Below are 13,059 nucleotides of genomic sequence, written 5' to 3'. Positions count from 1 at the left end.
GCTATGAAAATTGTAATCGCTCCAGATAAATTTAAAGGTTCCCTCTCTGGATTTGAGTTCTGCGATGCTGTAGAGGAAGGCCTAAAGCATGTTTTTAACGAAGCCAAAATCGTAAAGATGCCTTTAGCGGATGGCGGCGACGGAACTATAGATGTGGTCAAACATTACATACATGGCGATAAAATTACCATTACCGTAAACGATCCGTTGTTCAGGCCAATAAGCGCTTCATACTTATATGCCACTGAAACTCATATTGCCTATATAGAAATGGCTGAGGCATCGGGACTTAAATTATTAGATGATGCAGATAGGAACTGCATGAACACCACCACCTTTGGCACAGGTGAACTTATTGCTGATGCTCTTGAAAGAGGTGCTCAAGAGATTATTCTGGGCATAGGAGGAAGCGCAACGAATGATGGTGGTATGGGTATGGCCAATGCCTTGGGATACCGATTTAAAGGTGATTTCAGTAAAGATTTGGAGCCAATAGGAAGCAGCTTAGATAAAGTTAAAAGTATAGATGCTTCAGAAGTTCATCCGTTGTTGGCCAATGCAAAGTTTAAAATAGCTTGTGATGTTTCCAATCCGTTCTATGGCGAAAATGGTGCTGCCAAGATATATGGTGCGCAAAAAGGAGCCTCCACAGAGGAGATTGAAATTTTGGATAAAGGGCTGAAGAATTTTGCTAAAGTAGCTTTGGATACCTATGATATAAATCTTCAGAAAATAAAAGGTGCTGGTGCCGCTGGTGGAATAGGTGGTGGAGCCATCATATTTTTAAGGGGAGAGCTGACTTCCGGTATAGATTTGGTAAAAGAACTGGCTCATTTTGATGAGGCAATTGCAGATGCCGATTGGATTATTACTGGCGAAGGTCAGTTAGATGAACAAACACTTTCTGGGAAAACTATAAATGGGGTAGTTACTTCTGCTCAGAAGCATAAAATACCTGTAGCAGCCTTATGTGGTTCGGTTTCTATATCCATTGAACAGCAAGAAAATTTTGGTTTGGATTATGTGAATTCAATCGTAAAGGGAATCTCTACTCTGCCAGAAGCTATGGCTTCTAGCTATACCAATTTGGTAAATGCCAGTTATAATTTTGCCAAGTTGATATAATAGCTTTATTATAATCGTCTTAAAATCAACTTGTAATAAGGATTTTTAGTTAGTCGAATAAAAAAATATCACTTTATAATTTCACTACTGACAAACTGCTGTCACTAGTCACTTTTACATTTGTTCCTATAAATAGTACGAACCTAAAAAATGTAAATTATGAGCACAGCAATTTCTCCTAACGAACAAGTAGCCCAAGTAATTCTTCCTGCCGAACTATTGGCCCATTGGCAAGGGCATAGAACTTTAACCAGAAAGGTAATTGAAGCATTTCCGGAGAAAGATTTCTTTGAATATTCCATTGGTGGTATGCGGCCCTTTTCAAAAATGGTAGATGAACTATTGAGTATAGCTGGGCCTGGGATTCAAGAAATAGTTACAGGTCAGCAGGCTGCCTTTACGGAAGAGGTTTATCATGGAAACAGTAAAAGCAAAGTATTGGAGCTTTGGGACGAAACCACTGAAAAAATCTATGCCAATTGGACTAAAATAGGGGTTGATAAATTCCATGAAATCATCAAGCTTTTTGGCCAATATGAAGGCACGGTTCAATCTGCTATTCTTTATTTTATTGATAATGAAATACATCATAGAGGCCAAGGATACGTGTATTTACGTTCGTTAGGCATTGAGCCGCCTATGTTTTGGGAAAGGAACGAACTTTAATCTACAGAAGATGGTAGTATTGGTTTTTAAAACATCGGTCTTAAAAAGTAAACATATAAAAAGATTGAAACCGCTATTGAACGGGGTAGTAGAGCCAGAAGGAAAATGGAATTTTGACTTGGAGGATTGCGATAAAATCCTCCGGGTTGAAACCCGTAAATGTTCTTCTATTGTAACTTCACTTTTGGAAAAACAAGGCTTCGTCTGCGAAGAGCTTTAAGCTGTTGAATGAATACGTTAATTATCCATACCTGACAATTATCATGTTTTAAAAAGCTGAACAAGGCTAGATTTGTATCAAATCAAGATACGATCTATGTGCAGTTTAATTCAGAAATATAATGTTGCAGGCCCAAGGTATACTAGTTACCCTACTGTTCCTTATTGGAATATGGACACTTTTTCTAGTAAAAAATGGCAATCTAGCTTAGTTCAAAGTTTTGATGAGAGCAATGCAACAGAAGGCATAAGCCTCTATATACATCTACCTTTCTGCGAGAGTATGTGTACGTTTTGTGGTTGTCATAAACGTATTACTCAAAGGCACGAAGTAGAAGAACCGTACATACGATCTGTATTAAAAGAATGGAAACTGTATTGCGATTTATTCTCTGAACGTCCAATTATAAAAGAGCTACATCTAGGTGGTGGTACGCCAACTTTTTTTACGCCTCAAAATCTAGAAAACCTGATTAAAGGTATTTTTAGCATGGCAAAAAGAGCGGAAGATTATGAATTTAGCTTTGAAGGTCACCCCAATAATACTACTAAAGAACATTTGCAAGCTTTATACGATGTAGGTTTTAGACGCGTTAGTTTTGGTGTGCAAGATTATAATGTAAAAGTACAGCAGGCCATACACCGTATACAACCTTTTGCGAACGTCAAAAACGTAACGGAATGGGCAAGGGAAATTGGCTACACATCAATAGGTCACGATATTATTTTTGGTCTTCCTTTTCAAAAAGAAGAGCATGTTCGCGAAACTATTTTGCGAACTAAAGAGTTGCGACCAGATAGATTGGCGTTTTACAGTTATGCCCATGTGCCATGGTTAAAAGGAAATGGTCAAAGAGGTTATAAGGATGCAGATTTACCTACTGCAGATGAAAAAAGACAACAATACGAAACCGGTAAGGCATTATTGGCAGAAGTAGGCTATCATGAAATTGGTATGGACCATTTTGCCCTTTCAACAGATTCGCTTTACGAATCTATGGAGACAGGTAGTTTGCACCGTAACTTTATGGGGTATACCGCATCAAAAACGCAAGCTATGATTGGTTTGGGTGCATCTAGTATAAGCGATAGCTGGTATGGTTTTGCCCAAAATGTAAAAGGTATTGAGGAATACCAACATTTGGTAGAAAACAACGTTATTCCTGTTTATAGAGGTCATATCTTAACCAATGAAGACCGAGCAATAAGAAAGCACATCTTAAATTTAATGTGCGGTTTTAAAACTTCTTGGGCCACTGAAAATCTTCGTTTTGAAAGCACCGAAGATGTAAAAGATAGGTTACGGGAAATGGAACAAGATAGTTTGCTTGTTATGACAGATGATGGCGTAGAGGTGACCGAAAAAGGCCGTCCGTTCATTCGGAATATTTGTATGGCATTTGATGTGCTTTTACACAAGAAAGAACCAGAAAAAAGACTATTTTCAATGACAGTTTAATATATCCCCTAATCTTATAAAATAGAAATATTATGAAAAAAATTATAGTACCTCTAGATTTCTCTGAACAATCTGAAAATGCCCTTAAAGTTGCTGTATCCTTAGCTGAAAAGCATGGTTCGGAAATACTGGCATTGCATATGTTAGAACTTAATCAAGCTATGATAACTTCTTCAGAAGGTTTTCATCCTGAACAAACTGTTTTTTTAATTAAGCTAGCAGAGAAGAGATTTAATGAATTTTTGCAAAAACCTTACTTAAAAGGGATTAAGGTTACACCTATTATTAAGCATTACAAGGTGTTTAGCGAGGTGAATGAAATTGCTGCCGAGCATAATGCGGAGCTAATAGTAATGGGTTCTCATGGGTCTGATGGTCTTGAGGAAATCTTTATTGGTTCTAATGCCGAGAAAGTAGTACGTAATGCAGAGATTCCTGTATTGGTCATCAAAAATGAAATACCTGATTTTAAAATTGACCGTTTTGTATTTGCATCCGATTTTAGGGAAGAAAGTACTGCTGCCTTTCAAAAAGCAAAAGCATTTGCAGAGATGTTAAAGGCTAATTTGGATTTGGTTTACATCAACACACCAGGTGATGATTTCTTAAGTTCAGGTGATATATATACACGTATAAATAATTTTATTGGTAAAGTAAATGAAGCTTTGCAAGTTGAAATATATAATGATTATAGCGTAGAACGAGGTGTTCTAAACTATAGTGAAAATAACAGTGCCGATGCCATTGGTATCTCTACCCATGGTCGTAAAGGCTTATCTCATTTTTTTATGGGAAGTATTGGCGAAGATGTGGTTAATCACTCTAAAATACCGGTGGTGACCTTTAAAATATAGATGCACTTAAACTACGCAACTATAAGGGCGGAACGTTTTACACGGGCCGCCCTTTTTTGTTAAATCATTTTCATTTCTGTAGGATTCCAATTTACAGGCTCTTTTTTATAGTAGCTTTCATTGGCCAATAGGGCCGCTCCTGCTGCTCTAAGTCCAAATGTTGGGTCCTGAATTACTTTTCCGTTCTCGCGTATGGCCGTAAAGAAATTGTAAAAATGGTCATGATGCCCGCCTTTATAATCTTTTGGTGCTTCCCATTTACTAGTTCCTGTTTTTAAAGCAGATGCCCGGGTTTCCAGATTTTGCTGGACATACCCTTCTTTTATCTTTTCTTGCATGGCTTCAGGAAAGGAAATCATAGAATAACCACTGGGCACCAAGCTAAGTTTTGAACGTGTAAGGGAAACAGAATTTTGTCCAATTTCCATTTCACCTTCGGTACCCACTAATTTAAAGCCACTACCACCGCCACTTCCGGCAATGAAATTTATACGAAAAGCAGCGTTAAATGCTGCGTGGGTTTCTGTTTTAGGATAGTCGTAAAGAGTAATGCTAACATCGGGGACATCTCTGCCATCTTTCCAATAGCGTAGTCCACCGGTAGCCATAGCTCTGTTTGGTCCATGGGAATCAATCACATGGTTTAGCGTAGAAAAGGCATGAACAAAAAGGTCTCCGGCAACACCGGTACCATAATCTCTATAATTTCTCCATCTAAAAAATCGTTCGGACTCAAAAGGAACCTTAGGAGCTTTGCCTAAAAAAGTATCAAAATCAACCGTTTCGTTACTTGCGTCGGGTGGAATGGGATACTGCCAAGCACCTTCTGCGGAGTAACGATCGTTATAGAAATCTAGCATTACAATATCTCCAATGGCACCATCTAAATATAATTGTTTGGCTTTTTCGTTTCCTAATGACGACATGCCCTGGCTACCTACTTGGCATATTTTCCCGGAAGCTTTTTGCGCAGAAATAATGGCTTGGCCATCTTCCCATTGTTGTACCATAGGTTTTTCACAATATACATGCTTGCAGGCCTTAAGGGCATCTATAACTATTTTCTTGTGCCAATGATCGGGAGTAGCAATGATAACGGCATCAATATCTTTTCTATTTAGAATTTCTCTATAATCACGAGTAGTGAAAATAGCATCGCCCCATAGTTCTTTTGCCCTTTCCAATCTACCTGTATAAAGATCACAGGCGGCAACTAATTGTATGCCTGAAACGGTTAGTGCGGCTTGGGTGTCAAAAATACCTTGAATACCTGTTCCAATAAGCGCCAGATTTATATGGTCATTAGAAGAGAATACGTTGGTTTCGTATTCCCGTTGCATAAGAATGCTTTCATTTTTTGATGCGGATAAAATAAAGGGGGCGGAAGTTACTGCCGCGGAACCTAGAGCAGCTTTTTTAAGAAAATACCTTCGTGAGTTGTCTTGTTTCATGTAATAAATTAGGGTTTTGTTCGGTCAACTCATGAATTTACAATTTTCTGGTAAACCCTGTTTCAGTTAAAAAATAAAAATAAAGGACATTTTTATCCTTTTTATGTCATTTACTGATATATATCATGTTTTTGATTATTCATTCCCCATACATTTGCTCAATAAATTAATCTATAAACTACTTAAAATGAAGATTGTAATAAGAAGTACCGTGATATTTTTTTCACTCTTACTTATGGCCTGTGGGGGTAAAGAAGAAAAAAAGAAAGAAGGATTTAGCGTAGATCGTGAAAAAACTAAAACTGAGAAACCAGTAGAAGCAGTTGCAGCTACTAGTACAGTTTCACCATCTGAACGTGTGGACCTAGAAAATAAAGGAGTAGGCCCAATAAAATCGGTGACTTTGTCCCCAGACATTGATCAAGCTTTGGCAAAAAAAGGTGAAGAGGTATACAGCCAAATGTGTATGGCTTGCCACAGAGTGGATAAAAAATTCATTGGCCCAGCTCCAACGGGTGTTTTAAAAAGACGTAGCCCAGAATGGGTAATGAACATGATTCTTAATCCTGAAGTTATGGTTAAAGAAGATGCTTTGGCAAAAGAGCTTATGGCAGAATTTAATGGTGCTCCAATGGCTAACCAAGGGTTGAACGAAGATCAAGCTCGTAGTATACTCGAATATTTTAGAACATTAGAATAGTATATAAATAAGATTTAAAGCCCTTGGGGGCTTTAATAAAATAACCACAAATACAATACAAATGAAAAAGTATTCATTATACCTAGTAGCAGTTCTAGGATCGGTCCTGTTTCTTTCAGGTTGCGGTAATCAAAACGGCAACGATTCATCAAATGGAGCGCTTGCTTCCAATAATGCAGAGAAAGTATATGTAGCTCCTGGCGAGCACGATGAATTTTACGCCTTTATGTCTGGTGGATATAGCGGTAACGTAGCCGTTTATGGTCTTCCTTCAGGACGTATGTTCAAAGAGATTCCTGTTTTTTCTCAATTCCCAACTAATGGATATGGGTATTCAGAAGAAACAAAACCTATGTTAGAAACTTCTTTTGGTTTTGTGCCTGCAGATGATTCTCACCACCCAGATATTTCTCAGACTAATGGAGAATTAGATGGTAGATGGCTATTCATAAATGGTAACAACACACCACGTATAGCAAGAATTGACCTAAAAACATTTGAAACTGCTGAGATTATAGAAGTTCCAAATAGTGCAGGTAATCACAGTTCATCATACATCACAGAGAATTCAGAGTACGTAGTGGCAGGAACTCGTTTTTCAGTTCCAATTCCACAGAGAGATATGCCTATAAAAGACTACAAAGGAAACTTTAAAGGTGCCTTGTCTTTTATAAGTGTAGAACCTGAAACTGGTAGAATGGATATAAAATTCCAGTTGATCATGCCTGGTTTTAATTATGATTTATCACACCCTGGTAGAGGTAAATCTCACGGATGGTTTTTCTTTACTACGTATAACACAGAGGAAGCTAATTCGCTTCTAGAGGTTAACGCTTCTCAAAATGATAAAGATTTTATTGCAGCTGTAAACTGGAAGAAAATTGAAGAGTATGTAGAAAATGGAGGAGGTACAATGGTACCTGCAAATTATACACATAACGTGTATAGCGATGAGACACATAGTGCTACTTCAACCATGAAAAAAGAAGTACTTACTGTAGATCCTACAAAAGTACCTGGTGCTGTATTCTTTATGCCAACACCAAAATCTCCACACGGGGTAGATGTAAATCCAACAGGAGATTATATTGTTGGAAACGGAAAGCTTTCTGCAGATCTTACGGTATTCTCGTTTGATAAAATGATTGCAGCAATTGACGGTAAAAAGTATGATGGTGAAGCTTATGGTCTTCCTATTCTAAAATTCGAAGACGTGTTGGCTGGTCAAGTAAAAAGTGGAGGATTAGGTCCATTGCATACCGAGTTTGATGGTAAGGGTAATGCGTATACCACGTTCTTTATTTCTTCGGAAGTTGTTAAATGGAAAGTAGGTACATGGGAGGTTATTGATAGAAAACCAACTTTTTATTCTGTTGGCCACTGTATGATTCCTGGTGGAAACTCTAGAAAACCTTTTGGTAAATATCTGGTATCCATGAACAAGATTACCAAAGATAGATACCTGCCAACTGGTCCTGAGTTAGAACACTCTGCACAGTTATATGATATTTCTGGAGATAAAATGGAGCTTATTTATGATTTCCCAACACATGGTGAGCCACATTACGCAGCAGCTATTCCAGCATCTATACTAGCACCTAAATCGCAGAAAATTTATAAACTGGCAGAAAACGAACATCCATTTGCAACAAAAAATGTTTCAGATGCAAGAGTAGTTCGTGATGGTAATGAAGTACATGTCTATATGGCAATGATACGTAGTCACTTTACTCCAGATAATATAGAGGGTGTTAAAGTTGGTGATAAGGTGTACTTCCATATTACAAACCATGAACAAGATTTTGATGTACCGCATGGCTTTATGATGATCGGACAAAAGAATTCTGGTTTACTAATAATGCCAGGACAAACCAAAACATCGGTTTGGGAGCCTAAAAAAGAAGGTGTATGGCCATTTTACTGTACAGATTTCTGTTCTGCTTTGCACCAAGAGATGCAAGGTTACATAAGAGTTTCGCCTGCTAAATCCAATATTGACCTTTCTTGGTCTTTGGGTGAGTAAGTTCAGCGGAAAGTAGTTTAATTATTCAAACAAAAAGCAGGTCGCGTACCAAGACCGACCTGCTTTTTTATTTGAAAGCCAAGATGATTGATGGATTTAATTTTTTAAGATGATGTAAGATGAAAAGGGCAAGTATAATAATGATAGTCGGTTCTTTATGTTTATTAGGGTTGTTTGCATTTCCGCTTTGGAATATAATGTTAGGAGCTCCGCAATACCCAGATCCGTTGGGTATGAATATTCATATTACGGGCATACAAGGCGTTTCTGAATTCGATTTACAAAATATAGACGGTCTTAACCACTACATAGGTATGAAGACCATTCCTAAAGCTGATGAGATGTGGGAGTTTAATGTTTTTCCTATCGTAATCATTGGTATGGTACTTTTAGGAGTGCTATTAGGTATTTTAGGGTATATAGGTAAAATTGATTACCGATATTTTTTGGGTTGGTTCTTACTAATGTCTATCTTAGGTATCATGGGTATGTATGATTTTAATCTCTGGTTAACGGACTACGGTTCTAACCTAGATCCACATGCCATAATTAAGGTGATTAATGAAGATGGGACACCAATGACCTATAAACCACCACTTTTTGGTTATAAAAAATTATTGAATTTTGATGTAAGTTCAATACCGGCTACGGGTGCATGGTTAATGTTCGTTGGAATGGCACTTACAGTAGTTGCTTTTATAGTAGGCTGGAAAAGTACCGGTTCTCACTCATCTCATCAAACTCATAAATTAGCTACATCATGAAGAGTCTAACAATTTTTGGAGTAATATGTATTCTGGTATTGTCTTCATGTAACCGTGAGCCAAAACCCATAGAATATGGTTCGGAAGGATGCCATTTTTGTAGTATGACCATTGTAGATAAGCAACATGCTGCACAGTTTATGACTAAAAAAGGGAGAAGTTATGCTTTTGATGCAACTGAATGTATGATAAATTACCTGCGTGATGTAGAACCGGAAACGGTTGCAATGTATCGTGTAAATAATTATACTGATCCAGGGGTTTTTGTTGATGCAACAACAGCAACTTATTTGATCAGCGAGAATATTCCTAGTCCAATGGGTGCGTTTTTAACTGCTTTTGCAAATGAAGATGAAGCAAATAGAGCGCAGGTGAGTAATTCTGGAACATTGTATACGTGGACCGAATTAGAGGAAAAATTCGAAAAAGATAATCCTTTTTAAATCTTTGGAAACTATGGTAAAAGACTTGGAAATTTCAGAATGTATGTCGCTTTTAAGTGATAATTATGTGGGTCATTTGGCGTATATAGGGGGTAGAAGCCCATTTATTGTACCAGTAACATACTTCTTTGATGAGGAGAATAAAAGCATAATTAGTTATTCTGCTCCAGGTCATAAAATAGTATCTATGAGAACATACGGGCATGTATCCTTACAAGTAGAGGACGTTGCCTCTATGTTTACATGGCGTTCTGTATTGGTTAATGGCACTTTTGAAGAACTAAAGGGTAGTACGGCAAAAAAATGCCTACGTACCTTTACAGAAGGAGTTAAGGAGACCATTTTTAGAACGAAAGGGGAGAAACTTGAATTTATAAGAGATTTTTCCAGTAAAATGGAAAAGGAAGCAAGTCCAATTGTTTATCGTATTCACATTTCTGATATCGTAGGTAAATATAGAGAGTAAACAACCTAGGATTTTAAATCAAAGAAAAGTATTGAAAAGCAGTGTAAGACCAGCTGCATTTATCCAAGAGTAATCCTTGGTGGTCTTGTTATGGAAAAACTGATCTAGGAAAAGAACAAACGAGAATTCTAAATTTCTCATATTAAGATGATGCGATACCAAAGTTTATTAAATTTTACTTTTTTACTTTTTGTTACCGCGCACCTATGGGCCAAACCTATAGTTATCTGTGAGAGTTGCGAAATAAAATCTATTTCTGAGGGAATTGACCGAGCCATAGATTTTGACACCCTAATAGTTAAAAAGGGCACCTATAAGGAATTCAATATTCTTGTTGATAAACCACTAACCTTAATTGGGGAAGGTTACCCAATAATAGATGGAGAAAAGAAAGGTGAAATCATGCGGATCGTATCGGATGGTGTAACAATAGATGGTTTTTTCATCATTAATGTGGGCACTAGCTATACCACAGATTATGCTGCCATTAGAGTAGTAAAAAGCGAAAATTTTCTAATTCAGAATGTAGTTTTAGAAAAATTGTTTTTCGGGATTTATCTAGAAAAATCGAATTATGGAAAAGTCTATCACAATAAGATTATAGGCGATGCCAAGGACGAGTATAATTCCGGAAATGGAATCCAACTTTGGTATTCACACCATGTTGAGGTAAGTAATAATATTGTTCAAGGCGCAAGAGATGGTATTTATTTGGAGTTCTCGGATAACATTACAATAGACAATAACAAAAGCACAAATAACTTAAGATATGGTTTACATTTTATGTTTTCTGATGATGACGTTTACACCAATAATCTTTTTGAAAATAACGGAGCCGGAGTTGCAGTTATGTTTTCCAAAGGAATTATAATGAAGGGCAATACCTTTAGGAAAAACTGGGGAACAGCTTCTTTTGGTGTATTGTTGAAAGAAATTAATGATGCAGAAATAAGTAACAATACCTTTGAGGAAAATACAATTGGCATTAACATAGAAGGGTCTAACCGAATTAATTATAAAGGAAACAATTTTATAAATAATGGGTGGGGAATTAAAGTTCTTGGAGCCTGTTACGCCAATGCTTTTACGGGTAATAATTTCCTTTACAACAGTTTTGATATATCGTATGACAGTAAGCTGAACGATAATGTGTTTGATGGTAATTACTGGAGTGGTTATACTGGTTACGATTTAGATAAGAACGGTATTGGCGATGTGCCGTACCGCCCCGTAAAATTGTTTTCTTATATCGTAAACAAAACACCGGAGGCTATTGTTTTATTGCGAAGTCTTTTTATGGATATCATTGATTTTTCCGAAAAAGTTTCTCCCGTATTTACACCAGACAATTTATTGGATATTAATCCCCTAATGACCAAAGTACAATGATTCAGATAGAAGGTTTACAGAAGAAATTTGGAAAGAACGAAGTACTTTCGGGCTTAAACCTTACCATAGAGAAAGGTGGCGTTTTTGCCATCTTAGGACCTAATGGTTCGGGAAAAACTACTTTGATCAAGAGTATTTTGGGTATGGTCGTGCCGGATAAGGGAAGCATTTCTGTGATGGGAGAACCCATTAAAAAGAATTGGAAGTACCGTAAAGAAATAGACTACCTACCTCAGATAGCTAATTTCCCCGGAAACTTAAAAGTTTACGAGCTTATCCGGATGATAAAGGATCTTAGGCAAAGCCCAAGTGATGAAGAAAGATTGATTGAGCTTTTTAAACTAGAACCTTTTTTAGATAAGAAACTTTCAACCCTTTCAGGAGGCACCAAACAAAAGGTAAACATTGTTTTGGCGTTTATGTTCGATAGTCCTTTGTTAATTCTAGATGAACCAACAACAGGTCTTGATCCAGCATCTTTAATTCATTTAAAAAATCTTATCAGAGAACAAAGAGACCTAAAGAAAACGGTGTTGATCACATCTCATATTATGCAGTTTGTTGCAGAAATTTCTGATGTAATCGTCTACTTGTTAGAAGGTAATATTTACTTTAAAGGTAGTATAGGAGAACTGAAAACTAAGACAGGACAAACGGATTTAGAACACGCCATAGCGGCCATAGCAACAGCACCCACTCATGCTTAAGATACTAAAATATAGTTTTTACGACCTAATCCGTAGCCGCTGGAGCTACGTATACTTTCTATTTTACCTCTTGTTAGGTTTTGTATTGTTGTTTTTGAACAATGATGTTTCAAAGGCCATTATAACCCTTATGAATGTTATAATTATTCTTGTGCCGTTGATCAGTACTATTTTTGGAATAATGTATTTCTACAACTCAAAAGAGTTTACGGAACTGCTACTGGCGCAACCCATTAAACGGTCCTCTATTTTCTTAGGTCAATATTTGGGTGTAGCGGGTTCTTTAACATTAAGCTTAGTGTTAGGTCTTGGAATTCCTTTTGTGCTCTATGGTCTATTCAAAAGTGATGCTATTTTTGACTTTTCATTACTCCTGGTTACAGGTGCTTTTCTAACTTTAATTTTTACCGTATTGGCTTTTAATATAGCCCTGTCTAACGAAAACAAGATTAAAGGTTTTGGGTATGCCGTATTGTTGTGGTTGTTTATGGCAGTTATTTATGATGGGTTGTTTCTGATGTCTCTAATTATTTTTAAGGAGTATCCTTTAGATGCTTTTTCCCTTAGCGCTACCATGTTTAATCCTATAGATTTGTCACGGACCTTAATTCTTTTAAAATTGGATATTTCTGCTCTTTTGGGTTATACTGGTGCTGTATTCAAAAAGTTCTTTGGAACGGATCAAGGTCTTTTTGTTTCTATGTTGATGCTTATTTTATGGACTGTTCTACCTATTTGGCGATTGGTATACGTATCCAAGAAAAAAGATTTTTAATTTAGGGCCAATGATATG

Annotated in this window: 14 protein-coding genes; 13 read left to right on the top strand and 1 reads right to left on the bottom strand. The window is 36.9% G+C overall.

The genetic code is table 11. The features are described from left to right. Positions 1-3 precede the first annotated feature (3 nt). From HW347_RS15265 to HW347_RS15245, 5 genes are all read left to right on the top strand, one after another. The gene (locus tag HW347_RS15265; protein WP_214612619.1) at positions 4-1,125 is read left to right on the top strand and encodes a glycerate kinase; all 1,122 of its coding nucleotides are present in this window, start codon (positions 4-6) and stop codon (positions 1,123-1,125) included. 159 nt (positions 1,126-1,284) lie between these two features. After that, positions 1,285-1,791: a DinB family protein gene (locus HW347_RS15260; protein ID WP_214612618.1), complete on the top strand. Its 507-nt coding sequence runs from the start codon at positions 1,285-1,287 to the stop codon at positions 1,789-1,791. A gap of 10 nt (positions 1,792-1,801) precedes the next feature. Beyond that, the gene (locus HW347_RS15255; protein ID WP_214612617.1) at positions 1,802-2,011 is read left to right on the top strand and encodes a hypothetical protein; all 210 of its coding nucleotides are present in this window, start codon (positions 1,802-1,804) and stop codon (positions 2,009-2,011) included. A 96-nt stretch (positions 2,012-2,107) separates the two neighbouring features. Continuing rightward, a complete protein-coding gene (gene hemN, locus HW347_RS15250; RefSeq protein ID WP_214612616.1) occupies positions 2,108-3,469 on the top strand; it encodes an oxygen-independent coproporphyrinogen III oxidase in 1,362 nt (453 codons plus the stop codon). A gap of 32 nt (positions 3,470-3,501) precedes the next feature. Then, a complete protein-coding gene (locus HW347_RS15245; RefSeq protein ID WP_214612615.1) occupies positions 3,502-4,323 on the top strand; it encodes a universal stress protein in 822 nt (273 codons plus the stop codon). A gap of 59 nt (positions 4,324-4,382) precedes the next feature. Here the strand turns inward: HW347_RS15245 and HW347_RS15240 are convergent, their stop codons facing one another. Beyond that, positions 4,383-5,774, bottom strand: coding sequence for a Gfo/Idh/MocA family protein (locus tag HW347_RS15240; RefSeq protein WP_214612614.1), 1,392 nt, complete (start codon positions 5,772-5,774; stop codon positions 4,383-4,385). Positions 5,775-5,961: 187 nt separating this feature from the next. On the opposite strand from HW347_RS15240, the gene HW347_RS15235 reads away from it, so the two are divergent. From HW347_RS15235 to HW347_RS15200, 8 genes are all read left to right on the top strand, one after another. Next, positions 5,962-6,474, top strand: a complete 513-nt coding sequence (locus HW347_RS15235; RefSeq protein ID WP_214612613.1) for a c-type cytochrome — start codon at positions 5,962-5,964, stop codon at positions 6,472-6,474. A gap of 61 nt (positions 6,475-6,535) precedes the next feature. Beyond that, a complete protein-coding gene (nosZ, locus tag HW347_RS15230; protein ID WP_214612612.1) occupies positions 6,536-8,497 on the top strand; it encodes a Sec-dependent nitrous-oxide reductase in 1,962 nt (653 codons plus the stop codon). Between the two features lie 119 nt (positions 8,498-8,616). After that, entirely contained in the window at positions 8,617-9,261 is a 645-nt protein-coding gene (locus tag HW347_RS15225) for a hypothetical protein (protein ID WP_214612611.1), read from the top strand. Beyond that, on the top strand, positions 9,258-9,704 hold the full coding sequence (locus tag HW347_RS15220; RefSeq protein ID WP_214612610.1) for a nitrous oxide reductase accessory protein NosL: 447 nt from the start codon (positions 9,258-9,260) through the stop codon (positions 9,702-9,704). The genes HW347_RS15225 and HW347_RS15220 overlap by 4 nt, the downstream gene beginning before the upstream one ends. 13 nt (positions 9,705-9,717) lie before the next feature. Beyond that, on the top strand, positions 9,718-10,170 hold the full coding sequence (locus HW347_RS15215; protein ID WP_214612609.1) for a pyridoxamine 5'-phosphate oxidase family protein: 453 nt from the start codon (positions 9,718-9,720) through the stop codon (positions 10,168-10,170). Positions 10,171-10,320: 150 nt separating this feature from the next. Then, positions 10,321-11,559 carry a nitrous oxide reductase family maturation protein NosD gene (locus HW347_RS15210; protein ID WP_214612782.1) on the top strand — a complete coding sequence of 413 codons (1,239 nt, stop codon included), beginning with the start codon at positions 10,321-10,323 and terminating at the stop codon, positions 11,557-11,559. After that, the gene (locus HW347_RS15205) at positions 11,556-12,266 is read left to right on the top strand and encodes an ABC transporter ATP-binding protein (protein WP_155594895.1); all 711 of its coding nucleotides are present in this window, start codon (positions 11,556-11,558) and stop codon (positions 12,264-12,266) included. Before HW347_RS15210 ends, HW347_RS15205 begins: the two co-directional genes overlap by 4 nt. Then, positions 12,259-13,041: an ABC transporter permease gene (locus tag HW347_RS15200; protein ID WP_214612608.1), complete on the top strand. Its 783-nt coding sequence runs from the start codon at positions 12,259-12,261 to the stop codon at positions 13,039-13,041. The genes HW347_RS15205 and HW347_RS15200 overlap by 8 nt, the downstream gene beginning before the upstream one ends. Positions 13,042-13,059 lie beyond the last annotated feature (18 nt).

The organism is Zobellia barbeyronii, from assembly GCF_018603515.1.
GTDB lineage: Bacteria > Bacteroidota > Bacteroidia > Flavobacteriales > Flavobacteriaceae > Zobellia > Zobellia barbeyronii.
This window is presented reverse-complemented; position numbering and strand designations above follow the sequence as displayed.

Coding starts and splice junctions, on each gene's coding strand:
- HW347_RS15200 (WP_214612608.1), top strand. CDS start 12,259: ATGCTTAAGATACTAAAATATAGTTTTTACGACCTAATCCGTAGCCGC.
- HW347_RS15265 (WP_214612619.1), top strand. CDS start 4: ATGAAAATTGTAATCGCTCCAGATAAATTTAAAGGTTCCCTCTCTGGA.
- HW347_RS15220 (WP_214612610.1), top strand. CDS start 9,258: ATGAAGAGTCTAACAATTTTTGGAGTAATATGTATTCTGGTATTGTCT.
- HW347_RS15210 (WP_214612782.1), top strand. CDS start 10,321: ATGCGATACCAAAGTTTATTAAATTTTACTTTTTTACTTTTTGTTACC.
- HW347_RS15245 (WP_214612615.1), top strand. CDS start 3,502: ATGAAAAAAATTATAGTACCTCTAGATTTCTCTGAACAATCTGAAAAT.
- HW347_RS15255 (WP_214612617.1), top strand. CDS start 1,802: ATGGTAGTATTGGTTTTTAAAACATCGGTCTTAAAAAGTAAACATATA.
- HW347_RS15260 (WP_214612618.1), top strand. CDS start 1,285: ATGAGCACAGCAATTTCTCCTAACGAACAAGTAGCCCAAGTAATTCTT.
- HW347_RS15235 (WP_214612613.1), top strand. CDS start 5,962: ATGAAGATTGTAATAAGAAGTACCGTGATATTTTTTTCACTCTTACTT.
- HW347_RS15215 (WP_214612609.1), top strand. CDS start 9,718: ATGGTAAAAGACTTGGAAATTTCAGAATGTATGTCGCTTTTAAGTGAT.
- HW347_RS15240 (WP_214612614.1), bottom strand. CDS start 5,774: ATGAAACAAGACAACTCACGAAGGTATTTTCTTAAAAAAGCTGCTCTA.
- hemN (WP_214612616.1), top strand. CDS start 2,108: ATGTGCAGTTTAATTCAGAAATATAATGTTGCAGGCCCAAGGTATACT.
- nosZ (WP_214612612.1), top strand. CDS start 6,536: ATGAAAAAGTATTCATTATACCTAGTAGCAGTTCTAGGATCGGTCCTG.
- HW347_RS15205 (WP_155594895.1), top strand. CDS start 11,556: ATGATTCAGATAGAAGGTTTACAGAAGAAATTTGGAAAGAACGAAGTA.
- HW347_RS15225 (WP_214612611.1), top strand. CDS start 8,617: ATGAAAAGGGCAAGTATAATAATGATAGTCGGTTCTTTATGTTTATTA.